Source organism: Tepidimonas sp. HKU78 (assembly GCF_049860815.1).
GTDB lineage: Bacteria > Pseudomonadota > Gammaproteobacteria > Burkholderiales > Burkholderiaceae_C > Tepidimonas.
In genome coordinates, this window is sequence record NZ_CP187547.1 from 2481653 (window position 1) to 2504643 (window position 22991).

The 22991-nt window shown below is 68.1% G+C and carries 20 protein-coding genes and 1 pseudogene; 2 read left to right on the plus strand and 19 right to left on the minus strand.

From position 1 onward, the window contains the following. Window positions 1-27 precede the first annotated feature (27 nt). From hisS to ACPYIS_RS12275, 9 genes and pseudogenes are all read right to left on the minus strand, one after another. Window positions 28-1347: a histidine--tRNA ligase gene (gene hisS / locus ACPYIS_RS12235; RefSeq protein ID WP_425973640.1), complete on the minus strand. Its 1320-nt coding sequence runs from the start codon at window positions 1345-1347 to the stop codon at window positions 28-30. An 83-nt stretch (window positions 1348-1430) separates the two neighbouring features. Then, window positions 1431-2735 carry a flavodoxin-dependent (E)-4-hydroxy-3-methylbut-2-enyl-diphosphate synthase gene (ispG, locus tag ACPYIS_RS12240; protein WP_425973642.1) on the minus strand — a complete coding sequence of 435 codons (1305 nt, stop codon included), beginning with the start codon at window positions 2733-2735 and terminating at the stop codon, window positions 1431-1433. 6 nt (window positions 2736-2741) lie between these two features. Next, on the minus strand, window positions 2742-3644 hold the full coding sequence (locus tag ACPYIS_RS12245; protein ID WP_424859041.1) for a helix-turn-helix domain-containing protein: 903 nt from the start codon (window positions 3642-3644) through the stop codon (window positions 2742-2744). Continuing rightward, window positions 3637-4431, minus strand: coding sequence for a type IV pilus biogenesis/stability protein PilW (gene pilW / locus ACPYIS_RS12250; RefSeq protein ID WP_424859040.1), 795 nt, complete (start codon window positions 4429-4431; stop codon window positions 3637-3639). The genes ACPYIS_RS12245 and pilW overlap by 8 nt, the downstream gene beginning before the upstream one ends. 32 nt (window positions 4432-4463) lie before the next feature. After that, entirely contained in the window at window positions 4464-5609 is a 1146-nt protein-coding gene (gene rlmN / locus ACPYIS_RS12255; RefSeq protein WP_424859039.1) for a 23S rRNA (adenine(2503)-C(2))-methyltransferase RlmN, read from the minus strand. 7 nt (window positions 5610-5616) lie between these two features. Next, window positions 5617-6042: a nucleoside-diphosphate kinase gene (gene ndk / locus ACPYIS_RS12260; RefSeq protein WP_424859038.1), complete on the minus strand. Its 426-nt coding sequence runs from the start codon at window positions 6040-6042 to the stop codon at window positions 5617-5619. A gap of 45 nt (window positions 6043-6087) precedes the next feature. After that, a pseudogene (rluB, locus tag ACPYIS_RS12265) lies at window positions 6088-6963 on the minus strand (23S rRNA pseudouridine(2605) synthase RluB); the annotation flags it as partial. 101 nt (window positions 6964-7064) lie between these two features. Beyond that, on the minus strand, window positions 7065-7697 hold the full coding sequence (scpB, locus tag ACPYIS_RS12270) for an SMC-Scp complex subunit ScpB (RefSeq protein WP_424859037.1): 633 nt from the start codon (window positions 7695-7697) through the stop codon (window positions 7065-7067). Continuing rightward, complete coding sequence (locus ACPYIS_RS12275; protein WP_424859036.1) at window positions 7694-8776, minus strand: RluA family pseudouridine synthase; 1083 nt, start codon at window positions 8774-8776, stop codon at window positions 7694-7696. The genes scpB and ACPYIS_RS12275 overlap by 4 nt, the downstream gene beginning before the upstream one ends. 39 nt (window positions 8777-8815) lie before the next feature. Here ACPYIS_RS12275 and ACPYIS_RS12280 point away from each other — a divergent pair, with 39 nt between their 5' ends. After that, window positions 8816-9640 carry an outer membrane protein assembly factor BamD gene (locus ACPYIS_RS12280; protein WP_424859035.1) on the plus strand — a complete coding sequence of 275 codons (825 nt, stop codon included), beginning with the start codon at window positions 8816-8818 and terminating at the stop codon, window positions 9638-9640. 91 nt (window positions 9641-9731) lie between these two features. Here the strand turns inward: ACPYIS_RS12280 and rplI are convergent, their stop codons facing one another. From rplI to ACPYIS_RS12305, 5 genes are all read right to left on the minus strand, one after another. Beyond that, window positions 9732-10184 carry a 50S ribosomal protein L9 gene (gene rplI, locus ACPYIS_RS12285; protein WP_314226305.1) on the minus strand — a complete coding sequence of 151 codons (453 nt, stop codon included), beginning with the start codon at window positions 10182-10184 and terminating at the stop codon, window positions 9732-9734. A 14-nt stretch (window positions 10185-10198) separates the two neighbouring features. After that, a complete protein-coding gene (rpsR, locus tag ACPYIS_RS12290; RefSeq protein ID WP_299022154.1) occupies window positions 10199-10480 on the minus strand; it encodes a 30S ribosomal protein S18 in 282 nt (93 codons plus the stop codon). Window positions 10481-10491: 11 nt separating this feature from the next. After that, window positions 10492-10809 (minus strand): primosomal replication protein N, encoded by a 318-nt coding sequence (gene priB, locus ACPYIS_RS12295; protein ID WP_299022155.1) that lies wholly within the window; start codon window positions 10807-10809, stop codon window positions 10492-10494. Beyond that, window positions 10806-11168 (minus strand): 30S ribosomal protein S6, encoded by a 363-nt coding sequence (gene rpsF, locus ACPYIS_RS12300; protein WP_299022156.1) that lies wholly within the window; start codon window positions 11166-11168, stop codon window positions 10806-10808. The genes priB and rpsF overlap by 4 nt, the downstream gene beginning before the upstream one ends. A 75-nt stretch (window positions 11169-11243) precedes the next feature. Beyond that, the gene (locus tag ACPYIS_RS12305; RefSeq protein WP_424859034.1) at window positions 11244-13313 is read right to left on the minus strand and encodes a sodium:solute symporter family protein; all 2070 of its coding nucleotides are present in this window, start codon (window positions 13311-13313) and stop codon (window positions 11244-11246) included. Between the two features lie 109 nt (window positions 13314-13422). Between ACPYIS_RS12305 and ACPYIS_RS12310 the strand changes: the two genes are divergently transcribed. Next, window positions 13423-14883 carry a DUF294 nucleotidyltransferase-like domain-containing protein gene (locus tag ACPYIS_RS12310; protein WP_424859033.1) on the plus strand — a complete coding sequence of 487 codons (1461 nt, stop codon included), beginning with the start codon at window positions 13423-13425 and terminating at the stop codon, window positions 14881-14883. A 33-nt stretch (window positions 14884-14916) separates the two neighbouring features. Here the strand turns inward: ACPYIS_RS12310 and ACPYIS_RS12315 are convergent, their stop codons facing one another. Genes ACPYIS_RS12315 through ppsA form a run of 5 tightly spaced genes read right to left on the minus strand, consistent with a single transcriptional unit; the run spans window position 14917 to window position 22926 of the window. Further along, window positions 14917-17115, minus strand: coding sequence for a 3'-5' exonuclease (locus ACPYIS_RS12315; RefSeq protein WP_299018615.1), 2199 nt, complete (start codon window positions 17113-17115; stop codon window positions 14917-14919). Then, on the minus strand, window positions 17112-17486 hold the full coding sequence (locus ACPYIS_RS12320) for a response regulator transcription factor (protein WP_424859032.1): 375 nt from the start codon (window positions 17484-17486) through the stop codon (window positions 17112-17114). The genes ACPYIS_RS12315 and ACPYIS_RS12320 overlap by 4 nt, the downstream gene beginning before the upstream one ends. Next, window positions 17483-20269 carry an ATP-binding protein gene (locus ACPYIS_RS12325; RefSeq protein ID WP_424859031.1) on the minus strand — a complete coding sequence of 929 codons (2787 nt, stop codon included), beginning with the start codon at window positions 20267-20269 and terminating at the stop codon, window positions 17483-17485. The genes ACPYIS_RS12320 and ACPYIS_RS12325 overlap by 4 nt, the downstream gene beginning before the upstream one ends. Window positions 20270-20289: 20 nt before the next feature. Then, window positions 20290-20502 (minus strand): hypothetical protein, encoded by a 213-nt coding sequence (locus ACPYIS_RS12330; protein WP_424859030.1) that lies wholly within the window; start codon window positions 20500-20502, stop codon window positions 20290-20292. A gap of 30 nt (window positions 20503-20532) precedes the next feature. Next, the gene (ppsA, locus tag ACPYIS_RS12335) at window positions 20533-22926 is read right to left on the minus strand and encodes a phosphoenolpyruvate synthase (protein WP_424859029.1); all 2394 of its coding nucleotides are present in this window, start codon (window positions 22924-22926) and stop codon (window positions 20533-20535) included. Window positions 22927-22991: the final 65 nt, after the last annotated feature.

Genomic DNA, 22991 nt, shown 5'->3' on the forward strand with positions numbered 1-22991 from the left:
ATGTAGCGAGGATTGTAGAGGGCGCGCTCAGGCCGCCGTGCGCGGGGTGCTCGGGGCACGCAGCTCGGACGCCCAATCGGCCACGCGCGCCAACGGCCGCGTGGTCTGGGCGCCCACGGTGCCGTCGGCACCGGCCCGCAAGGGCTTGATCGCCACCTGCCCCGCCGCGAGTTCGTCGCCCCCGAAGATGAGCGCGAAGCGCGCCCCACTGGCGTCGGCTTTTTTGAACTGCGACTTCATGCTCCCCAGCCCGTCCGGGCCGCTCGCGTGCATGAGCACGGACACGCCCGCGGCACGCAAAACGCGCAGCACGGGCATGACCTGCGGCCATGCGGCTGCGTCGGGCACGATGGCGTAGGCGTCCGGCACCGGCACCGACGGCAGGCGCTGCTGGGTTTTGAGCAGCTCCAAGACCCGTTCGACGCCCATGGCCCAGCCCACGCCGGGTGCGGACTTGCCGCCCACCTCGGCCGTCAGCCCGTCGTAGCGCCCGCCGGCGCAGACCGTGCCCTGCGCGCCCAGGGACTGGGTGACGAACTCGAACACCGTGTGGTGGTAGTAGTCCAACCCGCGTACCAGGCGTGGATTGACGCGATAGGCGATGCCCATGGCGTCGAGCAAGCGGCGCACGGTATCGAAATGCGCGAGCGACCCGGAGCCGAGGTGATCGAGCAGCCGCGGTGCCCCCTCCACCAGCGCCTGCATGGCGGGGTTTTTGGTGTCCAGAATGCGCAGCGGGTTGGTGTAGAGGCGTCGCTGGGCATCGGCGTCGAGCTGGTCCCGATGCTGCTCGAAATACGTGATGAGCGCCTGCCGGTGCGCCTGCCGCTCGGGCGGCTGGCCCAGCGTGTTGATCTCGAGCGTCACGTCCTGCAGCCCCAGTTCGCGCCACAGGTCGGCGGCCATGGCGATCAGCTCGGCATCGGCCTCCGGGCCGGCCAGCCCCAGCGCCTCGACGCCGATCTGATGAAACTGGCGGTAACGGCCACGCTGGGGTCGTTCATGCCGAAACATCGGCCCCATGTAGTACAGGCGCTTGGGGCCGTCGTACAGCAGCGAATGCTCCACCACCGCGCGCACCACACCGGCCGTGCCCTCGGGGCGCAGCGCAAGCTGCTCGCCGTTGAGCCGGTCCTCGAAAGCGTACATCTCTTTTTCGACGATGTCGGTGACTTCTCCCAGGCCGCGCACGAACAGCGCCAGCGGCTCGACGATGGGGGTACGGATGTTGCGGTAGCCATAGCGCGCGAACCATTCGCGCACGCGCGCCTCCAGCCACTCCCAGTGCGCGGAGTCGGGCGCAACGATGTCGTTCATGCCTTTGACGGCGGTGATTTTGTCGGTCATATCGATTCACAACGGCGCCGCTGCCACCAACGCAGCGGCGATCGGAAGAAAAACGGGGAAGGTCCTGCCAGCAGGCCCCACGCTCAGCCCGCCCCGCTCCCGAAACGGCGGGCAACGTAGTCTTCGACGATTTGGCGAAACTCCTCGGCGATGCGCTCACCGCGCAGCGTGGCGACCTTTTGACCATCGACGTACACCGGTGCTGCGGGGGCCTCACCGGTACCTGGCAAGCTGATACCGATGTCGGCATGCTTGCTCTCACCCGGCCCGTTGACGATGCAGCCCATGACGGCGACCCTGAGGTTTTCGACACCAGGGTAGCGGCTGCGCCAGACCGGCATGGCCGCGCGCAGGTGGTCGTCGATCTGCTTGGCCAGTTCCTGAAACACCGTGCTCGTGGTGCGCCCGCACCCGGGACACGCGGTCACGCTGGGCACGAAGGCGCGCAACCCCAGCGCCTGCAGGATCTCGAGCGCCACCACCACCTCCTGCGTGCGCGGCTCGCCCGGCTGTGGCGTGAGGCTGACGCGAATCGTGTCGCCAATGCCCTGCTGCAGCAGCACCGCCAACGCCGCTGCCGAGGCGACCGTGCCCTTGGTGCCCATGCCGGCCTCGGTCAGCCCCAGGTGCAGCGGGTAATCGCAGCGCCGTGCCAGCTCTTGGTATACGGCAATCAGATCCTGCGCGTTGCTAACCTTGCACGACAGCACGATATTTTCCGGTGCCATGCCGATCTCGATGGCACGCTCAGCCGAGGCCAGCGCGGAGGTGATGAGTGCTTCGTACATCACCTGGCGCGCATCCCAGGGCTGGGGCCGACGGGCGTTGTCATCCATCAGCTGGCCGAGCAGTTCCGGGTCGAGACTGCCCCAGTTGACGCCAATGCGGATCGGCCGCCCCCACCGCAGCGCGGCTTCGACCATCTGCGCAAATTGACGGTCTTTCTTTTCGCCGCGGCCGACGTTGCCGGGGTTGATGCGGTACTTGGACAGCGCCTGCGCCATGGCCGGGTATTCGGCCAACAAGCGGTGCCCGTTGAAATGGAAGTCACCGATCAGTGGCACCGACACGCCCATGCGGTCGAGCTGCTCGCGGATGTGGGGCACCGCCCGGGCGGCCTCGTCGTTGTTGACCGTGATGCGCACCAACTCGGATCCCGCCTGCGCCAGCTCCTTGACCTGGATCGCGGTAGCGATCACGTCGGCGGTGTCGGTGTTGGTCATGGACTGCACGCGGATCGGCGCACTGCCACCGACCGTGACGCGGTGGTCACCCCAGGCGATGACGCCCTGGCGTGTACGCCGCGGCGCAGGCGCGCCCAACGGGATCGGCCGCTCAGTGTTCACAGTGGGTACGCCCGCGGCACGCGGGGGTTCGATGGCGGTCATGGGCGGTCAGCGAATCTCGAATCGGGCGACATTGTTGCGGGTCACCGGACCCAGGTCGAAGGGACGCCCCCGAACGACGACGTCGGTGACATCGGCACGGCCAATGGTGACCGCCAGCGGCAAATCCTCGTCGATACGAATCACCTCACCCGGCTGTATGGTGCGCTGCAGCAAGACACGGCCGGAGGCCCCGATGACCTGGACCCAACTCGCCGCCCGCACCTCGATCCGCGCCGCTGCGTCGGGCCCGTTGGCGGTCGCGGATGGCTGCGGCCGATCCGTTGCCGCTGGCTGGGGGGCTGGCGGGGGCGTCTCCCCGATCACCACAGGGGCGGCGACCACGGTCGAGGGCCCGACCGCGGCACTCGACGGCACTGGTGGAGCGCCCACCGCGTCAACGGCCGTCGCTGGGGCGGTCGGCACTGCCGCACTCGGCGCAGCCGGGCCCGACTGCGTCGTCTCGGCCCCCGGCGCGCCGTCGCCGGACGGCAGCACGAACCACAACACCGCCGCCAAGACCAGCAGTGCCAGCGCCACCCACAGCGGCAGCCGCCGAGCGGCGCGCACACCATCGCCAAACGGTGACGCGCCATCGCGCGGCATCGGTGTGTCCAGCGCGTCCGTCGGCCGGGCAAGCTGGGCCGGCGCACCCGCCGGCAACGCCGCCAGCACGGGCGCCGGATCGATCTTGAGCACCCGACACACACTCAAGGCCAGCGCGCGCGCAAACGTCGCGTCGGGCAAGGCATCGGTCCTGCCCTGCTCCAGTGCCTCCAGCCGTTGCACCGGCACTTTCAGCGTGGCCGCCAGCGCGGCGATGTGCACTCCCGCACGCTCGCGCGCCTGCCGAAGCATTTCACCGGCGGCGTGGGCAGAGGTCTGCGACTGGGACGGCGGCACGTCACTCATGAAACGCCCCTCGCTCGTAGGCATCGGCCTCGCGCGAGGCCGGGAAACGACGTTTGAGCTGCTCGCCAAGCTGCTGGGCGATGTCGCGCTGGCCCAGCCGGTTTTCGATCTTGATGCCCAGCCACAACGACTCGGCATTGGCCAGCTCGGAATTGTTCAGCCGTCGAATGTAGAACCGTGCCCGCTCGGCGTCACCCCGCTGATGCAGCAGCAGCGCCAGGTTGTACAGCACGACGGGGTTGCCGGGCTCCAGCTCGAACGCGCGTTGCAGGCTGCGCTCGGCCGCGTCGGCCTGCCCTGCGCGTGCCTGACAGACACCCAGCGCCATCCAGGAGCGCGCGGCAGATCGATAGCCGGGCGTGTCCAGCGCACGCCGAAATGCGTCGAACGACGGCGCCCAGCGGCCATCCTGGCAATACATCCAGCCCAGGTTGTGCCACGCGTCGCCATCCCGCGGGTCGAGCCGCAGCGCCTGCTGAAAGCTTTCTTCGGCCAGCCGCCAATCCCGCAGCTGGGTATAGATCAGCCCGCGCAGGTTGAACGCCGCCGCATAGGTCGGATCGGCCGCGATGGCCTGCTTGACCTCGTCGAGCGCGATGACCCACTGGCCCTGCTCGAAATAACCCGTCGCCAACTCCAGGCGCGTGCGGGCGCGTTTGCGCGCCGGCGGCTCGTCTGACTCCGTGATCCAATCGCGCCCCGCATTCACCGCCACACCCCCCCCCGCGCCGGCGCAGCCCGCCAGCGCGCCTAGCAGCACCCCGAGGCCGCATACCAGCCACAGCACGCGCCCTCGCACTGCGACGCTCCCCGCCGCCCTCATGGCGCCACCTCCCGCGCCCCTTGCGGGCGCTGCACCCGCACCACGGCCAGATCCTCACCACGGCGCGCCAGGCGTTGCACGACACGGGTGCGATCCTGCACATCCCCGGCGAGCTGTCCACACGCGGCATCGATGTCGTCGCCCCGCGTCTTGCGGATGGTGGTCACGATGCCGGCGGCGTTGAGGCGATCCGCGAACGCCTTGACGGCAAGACGCGGCGAGCGCCTCAGACCCGACGCGGGAAACGGATTGAACGGTATCAGGTTGATCTTGCACGGCACCCCGTGCTCGCGCACCAGCGCGACCAGCGCGTCGGCATGCGTGAGCGTGTCGTTGATGCCGTCGAGCATGCAGTATTCGAACGTGACGAAATCGCGCGGCGCCGCAGGCAGGTAGCGGCGACACGCCTGCATCAGCTCGTGCAGCGGGTATTTGCGATTGAGCGGCACCAAGCGGTCGCGCAGCGCGTCGTCGGGCGCGTGCAGCGACACCGCCAGCGCCACCGGGCAGTCTTGCGCCAGGCGCTCCATCATCGGCACCACGCCCGAGGTCGAGACCGTCACGCGCCGCCGCGACAGGCCGTAGCCATGGTCGTCGAGCATCACGCGCAGCGCCGGGATGAGCGCAGCATAGTTTTGCAGCGGCTCGCCCATGCCCATCATCACCACGTTGGAGATGACGCGCTCGCGGGTCTGCAAGCGCCGACGCAACTCGTGCTCGGCGTACCACAATTGCGCCAGGATCTCGCCCGTCGTCAGATTGCGGCTGAATCCTTGGTGTCCGGTGGAGCAGAAGCGACACCCCACCGCGCAGCCCGCTTGGCTGGATATACACAGCGTCGCGCGGTCGTCTTCGGGGATATAGACCGCCTCCACCGCGTTGCCATCGCCGACGTCGAAGAGCCACTTGATGGTGCCGTCGGCCGATGCCTGCTCGGCCAGCACGGGCAAGCCCTGCACCCGCGCCACCGAGGGCAGCCGCTCGCGCAAGTCGCGCGCGAGGTCGGTCATCTCCTCGAAGCGCGCCACCCCTCGTTGGTGGATCCACCGAAAGAGCTGCACGGCTCGGAAACGCTGGTGTCCGAGCCGCTCGCAAAAAGCGGCCAACCCCTCGAGGTCGAAATCGAGCAAATTGGCCGTCATGGCATGATCAGCGCGAGTAAATGGCCATGCCCGGGAAGAAGAACGCGACCTCGACGGCGGCGGTCTCGGGCGCGTCGGAGCCGTGCACCGCGTTGGCGTCGATGCTGTCGGCAAAGTCGGCGCGGATGGTGCCCGGCGCGGCCTTCTTGGGGTCGGTCGCACCCATCAGCTCGCGGTTCTTGGCGATGCCGTTTTCGCCTTCGAGCACTTGCACCATCACCGGCCCGGAGACCATGAAGTCCACCAGATCCTTGAAGAACGGGCGCTCTTTGTGCACCGCGTAGAACTGCTCGGCCTCGCGGCGCGACAGATGCACCATCTTGGCCGCGACGATCTTGAGACCCGCGGCCTCGAAGCGGCTGTAGATCTGGCCGATCACGTTCTTGGCGACGGCGTCGGGTTTGATGATGGAGAGGGTGCGTTCGATGGCCATGATGTTGGTCGAGGTTAGTGAGGATATGAAAAGAAACCTGTGATTTTACCCGTTGCGCCGCTGCGCCGCGCCAGCAGGAAGCGCGGACCGCCGTGCGCGCTCCGGCGACGGCGGCGCGGCGGGGCGGCTGGGGCGGGGCCCCGCGCCGCGAGGCGGGCCCGATCGGCGCCGAGGTGCCGTGGCCCGCTGCGGCAGCGGCACGCCGGCGACTTGCATCAACTGCTCGACGACCCGTGGCTCCAGTTCCATGAACGCGCCACGGCGCAGCCCGCGCGGCAGCGCGATCGCCCCGTAGCGCACGCGAATCAGGCGACTGACCGCGTGACCCACGGCCTCGAACAGCCGCCGCACCTCGCGGTTGCGCCCCTCGGCGATGGTCACGCGGTACCAGCGGTTGGCACCGTCACCGCCGCCGTCCTCCAGCGACAAAAAGCGCGCGGGCCCATCCTCGAGCACCACACCGTCGAGCAGCCGTTGGCGCTCTTCCTGCGACAGCGCGCCCAATACCCGCACCGCGTATTCGCGCTCGAGCCCGAAGCGCGGGTGCATCAGGCGGTTGGCCAACTCCCCCGAATCGGTGAACAGCAGCAACCCTTCGGTATTGATATCGAGCCGCCCGACCGCCATCCATTTGCCGCTGCGCAGGCGTGGCAGCTGCCGAAAGACCGTCGGCCGGTTTTCCGGGTCGTCCAGGGTCACCACCTCCCCTGTCGGCTTGTGGTAGGCCAGCACGCGCGGCAAGCGGGTGGGTGTGGCGCTCCAGCGCACCAGCCGGCCGTCGAGTTTGACCACATCCCCGGCCGCGATGCGCTGGCCGACGTGCGCCGGCGCGCCGTTGACCGTGACGCGCCCGGCGGCGATGGCCTGCTCCATGTCGGCGCGCGAGCCCAAGCCGGCCTGCGCCAGCACTTTGTGCAACTTGACCGAGGCATCGGGGCTGGCTGCCGCCGACGCGCTGCCGCCCGAAGGCGTCGCCTTGCGCCGCGGGCGCTCGCCGGTGTGAGGGTCGGAACGGGAGGGTTTCATGATCGTCCTTCGGGTTGCGCGGCCAGCGATGCCGCTTCGGGGGATGGAATGGGCAGCTCACGCTGCCCGTCGGAATCGGGCCCGGTCTCGAGGCCCAGTTGGCTGGCCGATGGCGACTCGTGCGGCTCGAGTGGCGGCAACTCATCGAGCGCGCGCAGCCCCAGGTCATCCAAAAACTGGCGCGTGGTGGCGTACAGCGCGGGACGGCCCACCGTCTCGCGATGGCCGATGACTTCGATCCAGCCGCGGTCTTCGAGCTGCTTGAGGATCTGGCTGCCGATCGTCACGCCGCGGATGGCCTCCATGTCACCCCGGGTGACGGGCTGCCGGTAGGCAATGATGGCCAGCGTCTCCAGCACCGCCCGACTGTAACGCGGCGGCTTTTCGGGGTGCAGCCGTTCCAGGAACGGGCGCACCTCGGGACGGCTCTGGAAACGCCAGCCACTGGCCACGCAGACCAGTTCCAGCCCGCGATCGGCCCAGGCGCGCTGCAGCTCGCCCAGCAGACGGCGCAGCGTGTCGGGAGCCACGGCGCCATCGAACAACGCGCCCAGCTCGCGCAGGGACAGCGGCTGCGTCGCACACAGCAACGCAGCTTCCAAGATACGGCGCGCGTCGTGGGTGTTCATATTTGGCGTTGGGCTGCCTCGGCCGGGCCAGTGGGCTGCACGGGCCACAAGAGGGCGGGATTGTAGTGCAGCCCCGCCTGGACCAGCGCCGCGGCGAGATCGGGCGGCAGCGCGCGCTCGAACGCCAGCCAATGCCCGTGCACGGGGTGCGCCAAACCCAGCCGCACTGCGTGCAGCGCTTGGCGCTCCAGACCCAGCACGGACGCCCCGCCATAGAGCGTGTCGCCCACCAACGGGTGCCCCAACCACGCCAGGTGCACGCGAATCTGGTGCGTGCGCCCCGTGTGCAGCTTACACCCCACCAACACCCAGCGGGCATCGCCCCCAGAGCCGCCCGCCAGGCGGCGTACGTCCGTGCGCGCTGGCTTGGCGCTGGTGCTGGCCGTGGGGTGCACCGCCATGCGCAGCCGCTGCCGCGGATCGCGGCCGATGGGCTGGTCGATGGTTAGCTCGTCCGCGTGGCGCCACGGCCCTGCTGCCAGCGCCACATAAATGCGCTGGACGGCGCGCTGCGCGATCATCGCCACCAGTGCATCGAACGCGCGGGACGTCTTGGCCACGACCATCAGGCCACTGGTATCTTTATCCAGGCGGTGCACAATGCCTGCGCGCGGCAACTGCGCCGCACCCGCGTGGTGCGCGAGCAACCCATTGAGCAGCGTACCCGACCAATGCCCCGCCGCCGGGTGCACCACCAGCCCCGCCGGCTTGTCGATGACCAGCAGGTGTTCGTCCTCGTACACCACGGCCAGCGCCATCGGCTGCGGCACGAACGCCTGCGCTTGCGCCGTCGCGCGCAGCTCGACGGATACCGACTCGCCCACACGCAGCCGCCGCGCCGCCTTGGTCAGCGGCTCGGCACCCACACGGACGGCGCCGTCGGCGATGAGCTGCTGCAGGTAGCTGCGCGAGACCTCGGGCACGCGCGCCGCCAGCCAACGGTCGAGCCGCTCGCCGTGGCCCTCGCGGTCGACGACGAAGCGGCGCCACTCGGATTCGGCGCCGACCTCGTCCGCGCCGTCATCGATGACATCGGGCGGCGCCGCGACGTCGCCCTGGACCTCTATAATTTTTGACATCCTGTTTGCTGCTGCGGCAGCGCGCCTGAGGGGCGCTCCATGAAAACCCAACGATTATCCGTCGATCATCTGCGCGCGCCCATCCTGTCCACCGTCGCCTTGAGCGTCGCCCTGCTGGCGGGCTGCGCCAGCCAGCCCGACAAAGACGTCACCGCCGGCTGGAGCCCCAACAAGCTCTACGCCGAGGCGATGGACGAGCGCAATTCGGGTAACTACGAGCGTGCGATCCAGCTGTTCGAAAAACTCGAAGGTCGCGCCGCCGGCACCCCGCTGGCGCAGCAGGCCCAGCTCGAAAAAGCCTACGCCCACTACAAAAACGGCGAACCGGCGCAAGCGTTGGCGACGCTGGATCGATTCATCAAGCTGCACCCCGCCAGCCCCGCGCTGGACTACGCGCTCTACCTCAAGGGCCTGGTCAACTTCAACGATAACCTCGGGCTGTTCGGCTTCATTTCGCAGCAAGACCTGTCCGAGCGCGACCAGAAGGCCGCCAAGGACTCGTTCGAGGCGTTCAAGGAGCTCGTGGAGCGCTTCCCTGACTCACGCTACGCACCGGACGCGCGCCAGCGCATGACGTACATCGTCAACGCCTTGGCGCAGTACGAGGTACACGTCGCGCGCTACTACTACCGGCGCGGCGCCTACGTGGCAGCGATCAACCGGGCCCAGACCGCGCTGCGCGACTACCAGAACGTGCCCGCCGCCGAAGAGGCCCTGTACCTGCTGATGAAGTCCTACGAGGCGCTCGGGATGGACGAGCAAGCCCGCGACGCGCGCCGCGTGTTGGAGGCCAACTTCCCCAACAGTGCCTTGCTCACCCACGGCCTGCGCCGCGACAGCGGCCCGTGGTGGAAACTGTGGTGAACGCCAGCGGCCCCGTCCGTCGTTGCCCCAGTCACCCATGAACGCGAAGGCCGCCCCGAGAGGCGGCCTTCGTTTGCTGGGGTCACCTCGGTCAGACCGTCTCGCCCAGCACCTGGACGTTGACGTCCACGACCACGTCGGTGTGCAGCGCGACCTGGACGGTGTAGTCGCCCACCATCTTCAGCACGCCGTTGGGCATGCGGACCTGGGCCTTGGCGACCGGGAAACCGGCCTTGGTCAATTCGGTCGCGATATCGTGGTTGGTCACGGAACCGAACAGGCGACCATCGACCCCCGCCTTCTGCGAAATCTTGAGCGTGGTGCCATGGAGCTTCTCGCCCAGGGCCTTCGCTTCGGCCAACTTGGCAGCGGCCACGCGCTCGAGTTCGGCGCGACGAGCATTGAATTCGTCGATGGCGGCCTGGGTGGCCCGGCGGGCACGGCCGGTCGGGATGAGGTAGTTGCGGGCGTAGCCGTCTTTGACCTTGACGATGTCGCCGAGGTTGCCCAGGTTGACGACCTTGTCGAGCAGGATCACTTGCATGGTATCGGGCTCCTTCAGACGCGGTGCTGGTCGGTGTACGGCAGCAGCGCCAGGAAACGGGCACGCTTGATCGCGGTGGCCACCTGGCGCTGGAAGATCGCGCGGGTGCCGGTCAAACGGGCCGGGATGATCTTGCCGTTTTCGGCAATGAAATCCTTGAGCGTGTCGATGTCTTTGTAGTCGACCTCTTCCACGCCGGTGACGGTGAAGCGGCAGAACTTCTTGCGCTTGAACAGCAGGTTGTTGCTGGCGCGCTTGGGGCGGTTGTTGCCCTGATTGCGTTGCGGTGCAGCCATGATGATTCGTCCTAAATCGGCTTGAATGCTTGAATGTGAAACACGACCCCGTTGCCGCGGCGCGCACTGGTCAAAAACCCGGCACACCACAGCGTGGACCCCAGCGTCTGGCGGGCCAAGCGTTCGGCATCGTCACCGAACGCCACCGCCTTCAGCCGCAGCGCCACGTGTCTGGGCTGACCGGCTTCGACTTGCGTGGACGCATGCTCCAGCAACACGTCCAATGCAGCGATACCGGCGGGTGTGTAGCGCATGCCCGCGGCTTCGGCGAGCGTGGCCACCAGCTCCAGGCGGTTGACGGGAGACGCGGTCGCCGCTGCTGGGATCAAGCAGCGGCTTCCTGTTGCGCCTTGCGGGCCTCCTCGCGCTCGACGGCCTTCATCATGGCCGACGGGCCGGTCTCGGCCTTCTTCTTCTGGACCACCAAGTGGCGCAGCACGGCGTCGTTGAAGCGGAAGGCATGCTCGAGCTCGTTCATGACGTCCTGCCCGGCCTCGATGTTGAGACACAGGTAGTGGGCCTTGGACAGCTTGTTGATCTGGTACGCGAGTTGGCGACGACCCCAGTCCTCGACACGGTGAATGATCCCACCGCCGGCCGTGATCATGCCTTTGTACCGCTCCAGCATGGCTGGCACCTGCTCGCTCTGATCCGGGTGGATCAGCATGACGATTTCGTAGTGACGCATGGACTCTCCTTATGGAACGACTGCCACCCCCCGCGTCGACTGAAGGTGTGGCAAGGAAACCTGCAATTATAGCTGTCAAAAAGGCGCGCGCAAACGCCGCACCCAAGCGCGCCGTTGTGCCGACGGCCCCGGGGTGAGCAAGCTGACCAGCACCAGCACGGCCAGGCCGACCGGCACGCCGAACACCCCGGCAGCGATCGGCTGGATGTCCCACCACAAGGGTGCCTCCCCCTGCAGCCCCAGCACCGAGCGCAGCCACGGCTGGCGCGTCGCCATGTAATACCCCGTCACCCCAAGGCCGGCGATCATCCCCGCCACCGCGCCCGGCCCATTGGCGCGTGACCAGAAGATTCCCATGACCAGCGCCGGAAAGAACGCCGCGGCCGCCAGCGAAAACGCGGCCGAGACCAAAAACAAAATGTCGGCTGGCCGCTGGGCCGCGATATAGGCGGCCAGCAGCGCGACGATCAACAACAGCACTTTCGACAGCGTCACCCGCCGCGCCGTGTCGGCATTGGGATCGAGGGTCTTGTAATACAGATCATGGCTGAGCGCGCTGGTGATGACGAGCAGCAGCCCATCGGCCGTCGACAAGGCCGCGGCCAGTCCACCCGCCGCGACCAGCCCCGCCACCACATAGGGCAGTCCGGCGATCTCGGCCGAGGCCAGCACGATGATATCGCCCCCGATCGTAATCTCCCCCAGCTGCAGCACGCCATCGCGGTTGACGTCGCGCACCGACAACAAGCCCGGATCGACCCGACTCCACGCCTGCACCCACGAAGGCAGCGCCTCGAACGAGGTGCCGACCAGGCCGTCGAGCACCTCGACCTTGACCAAGACCGCCAACGCGGGCGCGGTCAGGTACAGCAGCGCGATGAAGCCCACCGCCCACGCCACGGACTCGCGCGCCTGCCGTACGGTGGGGACGGTGTAGAAGCGCACCAGCAGGTGCGGCAGCGCTGCAGTGCCCACGGTCAAGCAAAACACCAGCGCCAGAAAATTGCGGCGCGAGCGCTCGACCGCGTCTGGACCGCTGCCGTCCAGTCCGACGAAGGGCTCGGCATGTGGCGGCATTCCTCCCAGCGCGGCGACCTTGGCCTGGGCCTGCTGGAGCTGCCGTGTCCACAGCGCCCGCGCCGTGTCCTCGTCACGCGGCAAGCGCGACAGCACACGCTCGGCTTCCGTGATCTCAGCGGGCTCGGCACCTAAGCGCCGCAACGCCTCGATATGATTGACCAAGAGGGTGCGCTCACGCTCGAGCGCCGCCGCCGGATCGCGCAGACGATCCGTCAACACATGGACCTGATGCTCCCAGATACGCCGCACGTGCGCTTCCTGGGGGTCGACGGCCAATGCCTGCTCCCGCTCGGTCACCTTCTGCAACTGTTGGCCGGTGATCATGGGCGGCAACGGCCAACCGGTTTGCTTGGCCGACAGCCACACCACCGGGACGAAAAAGGCGATGAGCAGCACGATGTACTGCGCCACCTGCGTCCAGGTGATGGCACGCATGCCGCCTAGAAACGAACACACCAGGATGCCGCCCAAACCCAGGAAAACCCCCACCTCGAACGCCAACCCGGTCAGGCGCGATGTGATCAGCCCCACGCCATAGATCTGGGCCACGACATAGATGAATGAGCACAGCAGCAGCGCCACCACGCCCAACAGCCGCGGCACACGGCCGCCGTAGCGCTCGGCCAGAAAGTCGGGAATCGTGAACTGCCCGAAGCGCCGCAGGTACGGCGCCAGCAGCAGCGCCACCAACACGAAGCCACCGGTCCAGCCCAGCACGAAGGCCAGCCCGCCAAAGCCCTGCAAGTACAGCGTGCCAGCCAGCCCCAAAAACGAGGCCGCCGACAGCCAGTCGGCGGCGATCGCCATGCCGTTGTAGAACGCCGGCACGCGCCGCCCCGCCACATAGTACTCGACGGGGTCGATGGTGCGCGTCAGAAAGCCGATGGTGGCGTAGACCGCCAGCGTGGCCAGCAAAAACGTCAGACCGATCGCCGTGCGCGACCAGCCCAGATACTCCAGCCAGCCGAGCACGAGCACGAAACCCACGAATCCAAGCGTGAAGCGACCGTAGAGCCGATCGAGCGTGCGGCGGAACTGGGGGTCGGGCGGCAGCGTGGACATCATGAAAGCACCTGCGGGTGGCTTGACACAGCGCAAGGCGACTGGCACCGACGCCCTGGGGACTCGGCCTCGGCGGGTGTAGTATCCCATGATCGCGACTCGGCCCTGCCCCATGGACACCGCCCTTGCGCCACGCGCCCCCGACGACTCGATCCACCTGGCCTCGGTACCCGTGCGCAACTTGTTGCGCCAGCCGCCGCTGACGGTGCCCCCCGAGACGACGATCCACGCCGCCGCCGCCTCGATGCGCGAGCGGCACGCCTCCTCGGTACTCGTCGTGCGCGACGGCGAGCTGCTCGGCATCGTCACCGACCGCGACTTGCGCAACCGCGTGCTGGCCGTCGGGCTATCCCCCGATCGACCCGTGATCGAGATCGCGACGCTCGACCCGCAGACCATCGACATCGGCGCGCCCGCCTTCGACGCGCTGCTGCTCATGGCGCGCCTGAACATCCACCACGTGCCCGTGATGGATGGCCGCACCGTGGTCGGGCTCATCTCCAGTACCGACTTGCAGCAGCAGCAAAGCAACTCGGCGGTCAACCTGGCCGGCGCCATCTACCGGCAGGACAGCGTCGAGGGGTTGGTGGAGACGGCCGCGCGCATCGGGCAGCTGCAACGCCAGCTGGTGGCTGCCAACGTCAGTGCGCACGCCATCGGACGCATGGTGTCGGCCATGACGGATGCGCTGACCTCGCGGCTGCTGCAACTGGCCGAGGCGCGGCTGGGCCCTGCCCCCGTCCGCTATGCCTGGGTGGCGGCGGGTTCGCAGGGGCGCAACGAGCAAACCGCCAAGTCCGACCAAGACAACTGTCTGATCCTGGCCGATGACGTCGACGCCACCCAGCATGGCGCGTACTTCGAGGCACTGGCGCGCTTCGTGTGCGACGGGCTCGACGCCTGTGGCTATGTCTATTGCCCCGGCGAGATGATGGCCATGACCGCCACCTGGCGGCAGCCGCTGGCGCGCTGGCGCGAGTACTTCCACACCTGGATCGAGCGACCAGAGCCCAAGGCGCTGATGCTGACCTGCGTCTTTTTCGACCAGCGCTTCGTGCACGGCGCGCGCGAGCTACTCGATACCCTGAGGGCCGAGGTGTTGCAGCGCACGCCAGGCCAGCGCATCTTCCTGGCGCACATGGTGGGCAACGCCCTCACGCACCAACCCCCGCTGGGCTGGCTGGGCGGCATCCACACCATTCGCCACGGTGAACATGAGGGCACGATCGACCTCAAACACAGCGGCATCGTGCCCATCATCGACCTGGCGCGCATCTACGCGCTCGCAGGCGGCATCACCGCCGTCAGCACCCGCGAGCGCCTGCAGGCCGCTGCCAGTAGCGGCGAAATCACGGCCGAGCGCACGCGCGATTTGATCGACGCCCTGGACTTCTTGAGCGGCCTGCGCATCCAGCACCAGGCGCGTCTGATGGCCGCTGGCCAGCCGGCGGACAACTACCTGCGGCTCGACGAGCTCTCCGAGTTGGAACGCCGTCACCTCAAGGACGCCTTCGGCGTCGTCAAAGACCTGCAGGGCGTGTTGGAGAAGCGCTACCTGGCCGGCCGCTTCTGACGGGATGCCGGAGCCGACGGCACTGCGCGCGCCTCAATACGTCAGCCGCGCGTAGTAGGTGCGTTCGGACGCGCGGCGCGCTTGCCCCAGCGTGTGAATGCCCTGCTCGGCCAGCAGGGGGATGAGGCGCAAGAACACCTCGGCCGTGACCAGTGCATCGCCCAGCGCGGTATGGCGCCCAATGACGGGGATACCGAAGCGGGCAGCGATTTCCTCCAGCCGGTGCGAGGGCTGGGCCGGGTGCACCACCGCCGACAGCAGCAGCGTGTCCAGCACGGGATGGTCGAACACCACGCCCGTGGCCCGCTCCTTGAGCTGCAAAAATCGCATATCGAACGCCGCGTTGTGCGCGACGAGCACCGTGTCGCGGGCAAAGGCATGAAAGGCCGGCAGCACCTGAGTGATGTCGGGCTGATCGGCCACCATCTCGGGCGTGATGCCGTGGATGGGAATGCCTTCGCGCGGGATCGAGCGGCGCGGGTTGACCAATTGCTCGAAGCTCTCGTGCCGCAGCAGCTTGCCGTTGACGATGCGGGTGGCGCCGATCTGGATGATTTCGTCCCCTTCGGTGGGGTTGAGCCCGGTGGTCTCGGTGTCGAACACCGTGTACGCCAAGGCGCTCAGCGGCACGTCGTCGAGCGCCTGCGTTGCCGCGGACGAGCGAAACAGGTCGAAATCGTAGTACTCGGGCCGGCTCTCGGTGCGCACGAGCGCAGCCGCGTCGGCGCTGTCCGCAGACTCGATCGCGGGCAGCAACAGGCGAAAAAACGCCTCGCCGGCCGCCGTGTCGGTCTCGACCCACAACGCGCCGCTGTGCCGCTCCATGACGTCGCGCACGCTGGCCGTACCCCCCCCGTCGCCCACGCGCATGGGATCGATCTCCCACCCCAGCAAGCCAGTGACGGCGGCGTCGCCCGACGGCCGCCAGACCAAGTCCAGATGTACCTGAGGGCCTGGCCGCTGGCCTGCCGACGGTGCCCGCTGCAGCCGCAGCATGAGCGCCGTCACGCCCGCCTCGGTGTGCAGCCGCCGCGCCAAATACACCACGGCCTGGATCAGCGAGTAGCTCTCGATGCGCAGCCACGCGTCGCCATCGACCGCCCCGACCGTCACCTGCAGCCCAGGCACATCGGCCAGCCGGCGCGCGATCGCCGCGACCCAGTCCGCGGCCAACATGTCCTCCATCGGCCACTGGCTACCCCAGGTGTTGACCCCCTCGGCGACCAAACGCTGCACGCGCTCGCCCAGTGCCTGCACTTCTTCGCGCACCACCTGCGACAACCGCTCACGCAGCGCCGGGTCGGCGTCCGGCAGCTCCAGCACCTCCAGCGCGGCCTGCACATTGGCCAGCGAGCGACGGCTGCCCTCGGTCAAGTCCAGCCACAGCCGCTCGCGCGCCGCGGCCTGCTCGTGCTCGCGGGTAATGTTGTCGAGCACGAGCACGAAGCCCGCCAGCTCGTCGGCACCGTTGGCCGAGCCTTCGCCTTGACGCACCGGCGCGACCTGCACGCGCAACAACTGCCCCCCGCGCGTCGCGGTGACGAACTGGGCGCTCGGATGCGCCGCACCGCGGCGCATCCGCTGCCGAATGCGCTCAAGCGCGTGCGCGATCAACGCCGGCTCGAACACGGTGTAGATCGAGCGCCCCAGGCCGATCAACTCGGCCCCGCCGGCCAACATCGGGGCCTGCGACAGCGCCCGAAACTGCAGCCGCGCCCGGTTGTTGTAAAGCAGGATACGTCCGTCCAGGTTGCACACCACCACGCTCTGAGTCAGCTCCGACATCAGCGCGGCCAAGCGGGATTTTTCCTGCTCGATGCCGCGCGCCGCTTCGCGCACGCGCTCGTCCACCTGTGCCCGCAGCGCCTCGCGCTGCTGGACGAGTTGATTGAACAGGCGTGCCACCTGCCGCACCTCGGCCGGCCCACGCTCGCGCAACGCCGGCGCCCCCTGGGCCGTGAGCAGCACCCGCGCCTCCTCGGCCAGGCGCCGCCACGGGACCACCCCGACGTCGAACGCGCGCTGCAGCCCCCAGGCGACCGCCATCATGCCGAGCAGCCACATCAGCCCCACGAAGCCCCAACGATCGCCCAGTAAGTCGAGCATGCGGGCGCGTGCCTCGGGCTCGAGCGTGACGGCGATCAAGCCGATCGTCACCCCCAGCCAGGCGAGCGATACGCCCGCCGCCCCCGCCAACAGCCACCACAAGCGCGGGTCGATGCGGCGCCTCACCGCGCGTCCTCCAGCAACTCACGCACGCGCTGCACCAGCTCGTGCGTGGAAAACGGCTTGGTCAGGTACGCATCTGCCCCCAGCGCCAGCCCCTTGGCCACATCGGTGTCACGGCCCTTGGCGGTCAGCATGACGATGCGCATGCCCGCCAGCCGCTCGTCGGCACGGATGGCCTGGCAGACGTCGAAGCCGCTCTTGCGCGGCATCATCACGTCGAGCAACACCAGATCCGGGCGCCAGGTGCACGCCGCCTCCCATCCTGCCTCGCCATCGCGCGCCACCTGTACCTCGTAGCCCTCGCGCTTCATCAGAAATTCCAGCGAGATCAGGATGTTGGGCTCATCGTCGACGATCAGCACACGCTTGCTCACGGGTGGGTCTCCTGTGCGGGTGGGTGGGGCGGATCGGGCGCCTCGGTGGGGGCGTGGCGGCGTCGCGGCAAGTCGAAACCGAAACACGCACCCTGGCCCGGTGCCGATCGTAACCACAACCGGCCACCGAAATGCTCGATGATGCGACGACTGATCGGCAACCCCAGCCCCGTGCCGGGCGGCCGCTCGAGCGCGTCGCCCCCCTGGCGAAATTTCTCGAAAATGACCGACTGCTGCTCCAGCGGCACCCCTGGGCCATTGTCCTGCACTTCGACCGTGACCAGCGGCTCGCCGCCGCTGCCGACGTGGGTCACGACGCGCAGCACCACCCGACCCCTTTCGGCCGGCACGAACTTGGCCGCGTTGGACAGCAAATTCATCAACACCTGTTGCAGGCGGTCAGCGTCGGCCCGCACCCATAGCGGCGCGTCGGGCAGCTCGACGTCCAGCCGCGCGCCGCGCTCGCGCAACACGGGCTCGGCCGCGCGCGCGGCCTGGCGTGCCACGGCCACCACGTCGACGTCGGTGTCGCTCCAGGTCGCATGGCCCGACTCGATCTTGGCCAGATCGAGCACCTGGTTGACCAAGCGCGTCAGCCGCTCGGTTTCGGCGACGACGATGTCCAGAAACTGCGCGCGCTGTGCGGCATCCATCTGAAGATCGTCGCGCATGATCTCCGCCAGCGCCCTGATCGAGGTCAAAGGCGTGCGCAATTCGTGCGTCACCGACGACACGAAGTCATCCTTGAGGCGATCGAGCTCCTGCAGCCGTTCATTGGCGGCGCGTAGCTCCCGCGTCGCTTGCTCCAGCGAGCGCGACTTCTCCTCCAACGCTTGCGACAGCGCCCGCAGGCGCCCGGTCTCGCGCAGCATGTCCAGCACATCTTCGATCCGCATGGGCTGCTCCTCGACCACCGACGCCACCAGACGCCGCGCCGAGGCGGTGCCCACGGTACCCGCCAGTTGCGTCTCCACCCATTGCACCAGCGCGGCGTCGGCCGGCAACGCCGGCAGCGCGACGCCGCGCGCGCGCGCCTGTTGCGCCAACAGCTCCTGGGCGCGCTCGGGCCCCAGCACGCGCGCCAGCAGCGCCTGCAGCGCCGGCACCGAGGCTTGGCCGCGCCAAAAGACCGGGCGCTGGTCGGACGCCGAGCGCTCGAACACATCCACGAACAGCACCGCCTGGCCCGTCTCTCCCACCCCGGGCGGACGCGCGAGCGATACCCCCACATACAACCCGAGGTTGACCAACAAGCTCCAGAACATCGCGTGCGTCAGGGGGTCGAACCCGTGCAAGCCGAGCAGCGCCTCGGGCCGCAGCCAGTCGATGCCTCCCGGCCCATGGGTGACGAACGAGGCCGGCAGCCAGCCCGACTTGGCCAGCGATGGCAGCATCAGCGTGTAGGCCCAGACGCCAAAGCCACCCAGCAGACCGGCCATCGCCCCCGCGTGACTGGCCCCTTTCCAGAACATGCCGCCCAGCAACGCCGGGGCGAACTGCGCCACGGCGGCGAAACTGATCAGGCCGATGCTGACCAGCGCATACGCATCCCCCGCAACCCGGTAGTACCCGAAGCCCAACAACAGCAGCAGCAGAATCGCCCCGCGCCGGATGCGCAGGATCGAGCGCGTCAGATCGCGAGACGCCCGCTGCCCCGACGCGCGCCGCAGCCACCACGGCAGCACCAAGTCGTTGCAGACCATGGTGGACACCGCAATCGTCTCCACGATCACCATGCCGGTGGCGGCCGACAACCCTCCGATGAACGCCAGCAGCAGCAACGCATCGGCCCCCGCGGCCTGGGGCAGGCGCAGCACGAAGATCTCGGCTTGCGCCGCCGCATCTGGCCCCAACCACAGCAGGCCCGCCAGTGCGATCGGCAGCACGAACAGGTTGATCAGCCACAGGTACAGCGGAAAGACCCACGCGGCGCGCCGGATGTGGCGCTCGTCGACCGCCTCCACCACCATGACTTGAAACTGGCGTGGCAACAGCAGCACCGACAGCCCGGCCAGCACCGTCAGCGTGAGCCAGCTCGACCAGGCGAACGCCCCCATGTCCCCCATCGTCAACAGTCGCGACAGGGACGGGTCGGCCTGCGCCCGCGCCACGATGTCGCCCCAGCCATCGAACATCCCCCACGTCACGTAGACCCCGACGGCCATGAACGCGACCAGTTTGACCAATGACTCGAACGCCACCGCCGCCACCATGCCCTCGTGCCGCTCGGTGCTGTCCCAGTGCCGCACGCCAAAGACGATGGTGAACACCGCCAGCCCCAGCGCGAGATAAAACGTACTCTCACGCCACCACGGTGTATCGGCCGCGGAGGAGACGCTGCCGTCCACGACCACCGCGTACGCCACCGCAATGCCCTTGAGCTGCAGCGCGATGTAGGGCACGATGCCCACCACCGTGATGACGGTGACCAACCCGGCCAGCACCGGACTTTTACCGTACCGACTGCCGATGAAGTCGGCGATGGTGGTGATGCGATGGGTGTGGGCGATGCGCACCATCTTGCGCAACACCACCCAACCCAGCACCATGGCCAGCGTCGGCCCCAGATAGATGGGCAAAAACCACAGCCCTGTGCTGGCGGCACGCCCGACGCTGCCGAAATACGTCCACGCGGTGCAGTACACCGCCATCGACAGTGCATACACCCAGGCACTGTCGATGACCGGGCGCCCCTGCCGCCCGCGACGGTCCGCCCAGTGCGCCAAGGCGAACAGCAGCCCCAGATATGCGAACGCAGCGGCGATGACCAGTGTGGGCGCCACGGATCACCTCCGCCTCGCCGTCAGTCCGGCGCGCGCTCCATGAACCACGCGAGCACGCCGATGAGCGTACCCCAGGCGACGAAGGCCGCCACCGCCAGCGGCGCCCCCCAGCCACCTAGGCGCTCACTCCAGTATGCCCACACGCCCAACAGCGGAAAATTGAGCGCCAACACCCCCGCGACGAACAGCGCCCACAGTCGTGGCGCTTCCCGGGATGCCTGCCAATGCCGCATGGCTGGAGTGCCGCGTCGTGCTGCCGCCGGTCAAGCTCCGCCAGCCAGGCGGTGCCAGGTGTCGACCACGGTATCCGGGTTGAGCGAGATGGAGCTGATGCCGCGCTCCATCAGCCAGTGGGCAAAGTCCGGGTGGTCGCTGGGCCCCTGGCCACAAATGCCGATGTACTTGCCCTGCGCGCGACAGGCTGTGATGGCGCGCTCGATCAGGGCCAGCACGGCCGGGTCGCGTTCGTCGAAGTCGTGCGCGAGCAGCTCCAGGCCCGAATCGCGGTCCAGCCCCAGCGTCAGTTGGGTCAGGTCGTTGGAGCCGATCGAAAAGCCGTCGAAATACTCGAGAAACTGCTCGGCCAGCAGCGCGTTGCTGGGGATCTCGCACATCATGATGAGCTTGAGATCGTGCTCACCGCGCTTGAGCCCCATGGCCGCTAGCAGCTCGGTGACGCGCCGGGCCTGCGCCAGCGTGCGCACGAACGGCACCATCACCTGCACGTTCGTCAGGCCCATCTCCGAGCGCACGCGCTTGATGGCCTCGACCTCCATCGCGAACGCCTCGGCGAAATCGTCGCTGATGTAGCGCGCCGCGCCACGGAAGCCCAGCATCGGGTTTTCCTCGTCGGGCTCGTAGCGGCTGCCACCGACCAGCTTGCGGTATTCGTTGCTCTTGAAGTCCGACAGGCGCACGATCACGGGCTTGGGCCAGAACGCCGCCGCGATCGTGGCCACCCCCTCGGCCACCTTGTCCACGTAGAAGGCACGCGGGCTCGCATGGCCGCGCGCGGCCGACTCCACGGCACGCTTGAGATCGGTGTCGATATTGGGGTAGTCCAGAATCGCCTTCGGGTGCACGCCGATGTTGTTGTTGATGATGAACTCCAGCCGCGCCAGCCCCACCCCCGCGTTGGGGATCTGGGCGAAGTCGAACGCCAGCTGCGGGTTGCCCACGTTCATCATGATCTTGACCGGCAGCTCGGGCATGGCGCCGCGCTTGACCTCGGTGACCTCGGTCTCGAGCAGCCCTTCGTAGATGTGGCCGGTATCACCCTCGGCGCAGCTGACGGTGACGAGCTGGCCATCCTTGAGCGTTTCGGTGGCGTTGCCGCAGCCCACCACGGCGGGAATGCCCAACTCGCGCGCGATGATGGCCGCGTGGCAGGTGCGCCCGCCACGGTTGGTGACGATGGCACTGGCGCGCTTCATGATCGGCTCCCAGTTGGGGTCGGTCATGTCGGTGACCAGCACGTCGCCAGGCTGCACCTTGTCCATCTCGGCGATCGAGTGCACGATGCGCACCTTGCCCGTGCCGATCTTCTGGCCGATGGCGCGCCCCTGCGCCAGCACGGGCCCCTTGGCCTTGAGCTGATAGCGCAACTCGACCTGGCCGGCGGCCTGGCTTTTGACCGTCTCGGGCCGGGCCTGCAGGATGTAGATCTGGCCGTCCACCCCGTCCTTGCCCCATTCGATGTCCATCGGCCGGCCGTAGTGCTGCTCGATGACCAGGGCGTACTGCGCCAGCTCCAGCACGTCCGCATCGCTCAAGGCGTAGCGGTTGCGCTGCTCCACCGGCACGTCCACCGTCTTGACCAGCCGCCCCCCGGCGGCCTTTTCCTCGGGTGTGGCAAACACCATCTGGATGAGTTTGCTGCCCAGGTTGCGCCGGATGATGGCGTGTTTGCCCGCGCGCAACATGGGCTTGTGCACATAGAACTCGTCCGGGTTGACGGCACCTTGCACCACCGTCTCGCCCAGCCCATAGCTGGCGGTGATGAACACCACGTCCTCGAAGCCGCTTTCGGTGTCGATGGTAAACATCACGCCGCTGGCGCCCAGGTCCGAGCGCACCATGCGCTGCACGCCCGCGGACAGCGCCACGTCGCTGTGCGCAAAGCCCTTGTGCACGCGGTAGCTGATCGCGCGGTCGTTGTAGAGCGACGCGAACACCTCTTTGATTTTGTGCAGGATGTCGTCGATACCCGAGACGTTGAGAAACGTCTCCTGCTGCCCGGCGAACGACGCATCGGGCAAATCCTCGGCCGTGGCCGAGGAGCGCACCGCATAGCTGGCGTTAGCGCCGCCGTCGAGGCGCTCGAACGCGGCACGGATGGCCGCTTCCAGCTCAGGCGGGAACGGCTGCGCCTCGACCATGGCGCGGATTTCGGCACCGGTGGCAGCCAGCGCCTTGACGTCATCGGCGTCGAGCGCGGCCAGTTTGGCCTGGATGCGCTCGTCGAGCCCGTCATGGCGCAGGAACAAGCGGTACGCATGTGCCGTCGTGGCAAAGCCGGTGGGTACGCGCACGCCCTGCGGCAGTTGCGAGATCATCTCGCCCAGGCTGGCATTCTTGCCGCCGACGATCTCGACGTCGGCCATGCGCAGTTGCTCGAACGGCACCACCAGCGCGTCAGGGGGGAAGCGATCGGACATGGTTGAAGACTCCACGATGTTGAAAAACCGGTCCGCGGTCCGCACGGGCGGCCATGTCGTTGTCA

Bases quoted from the DNA above. Each gene is read 5' to 3' on its own strand.
- hisS (WP_425973640.1), bottom strand. From the start codon at position 1,347: ATGACCGACAAAATCACCGCCGTCAAAGGCATGAACGACATCGTTGCG.
- ispG (WP_425973642.1), bottom strand. From the start codon at position 2,735: ATGACCGCCATCGAACCCCCGCGTGCCGCGGGCGTACCCACTGTGAAC.
- ACPYIS_RS12245 (WP_424859041.1), bottom strand. From the start codon at position 3,644: ATGAGTGACGTGCCGCCGTCCCAGTCGCAGACCTCTGCCCACGCCGCC.
- rlmN (WP_424859039.1), bottom strand. From the start codon at position 5,609: ATGACGGCCAATTTGCTCGATTTCGACCTCGAGGGGTTGGCCGCTTTT.
- ndk (WP_424859038.1), bottom strand. From the start codon at position 6,042: ATGGCCATCGAACGCACCCTCTCCATCATCAAACCCGACGCCGTCGCC.
- scpB (WP_424859037.1), bottom strand. From the start codon at position 7,697: ATGAACACCCACGACGCGCGCCGTATCTTGGAAGCTGCGTTGCTGTGT.
- ACPYIS_RS12275 (WP_424859036.1), bottom strand. From the start codon at position 8,776: ATGTCAAAAATTATAGAGGTCCAGGGCGACGTCGCGGCGCCGCCCGAT.
- ACPYIS_RS12280 (WP_424859035.1), top strand. From the start codon at position 8,816: ATGAAAACCCAACGATTATCCGTCGATCATCTGCGCGCGCCCATCCTG.
- rplI (WP_314226305.1), bottom strand. From the start codon at position 10,184: ATGCAAGTGATCCTGCTCGACAAGGTCGTCAACCTGGGCAACCTCGGC.
- rpsR (WP_299022154.1), bottom strand. From the start codon at position 10,480: ATGGCTGCACCGCAACGCAATCAGGGCAACAACCGCCCCAAGCGCGCC.
- rpsF (WP_299022156.1), bottom strand. From the start codon at position 11,168: ATGCGTCACTACGAAATCGTCATGCTGATCCACCCGGATCAGAGCGAG.
- ACPYIS_RS12305 (WP_424859034.1), bottom strand. From the start codon at position 13,313: ATGATGTCCACGCTGCCGCCCGACCCCCAGTTCCGCCGCACGCTCGAT.
- ACPYIS_RS12310 (WP_424859033.1), top strand. From the start codon at position 13,423: ATGGACACCGCCCTTGCGCCACGCGCCCCCGACGACTCGATCCACCTG.
- ACPYIS_RS12330 (WP_424859030.1), bottom strand. From the start codon at position 20,502: ATGCGGCATTGGCAGGCATCCCGGGAAGCGCCACGACTGTGGGCGCTG.
- ppsA (WP_424859029.1), bottom strand. From the start codon at position 22,926: ATGTCCGATCGCTTCCCCCCTGACGCGCTGGTGGTGCCGTTCGAGCAA.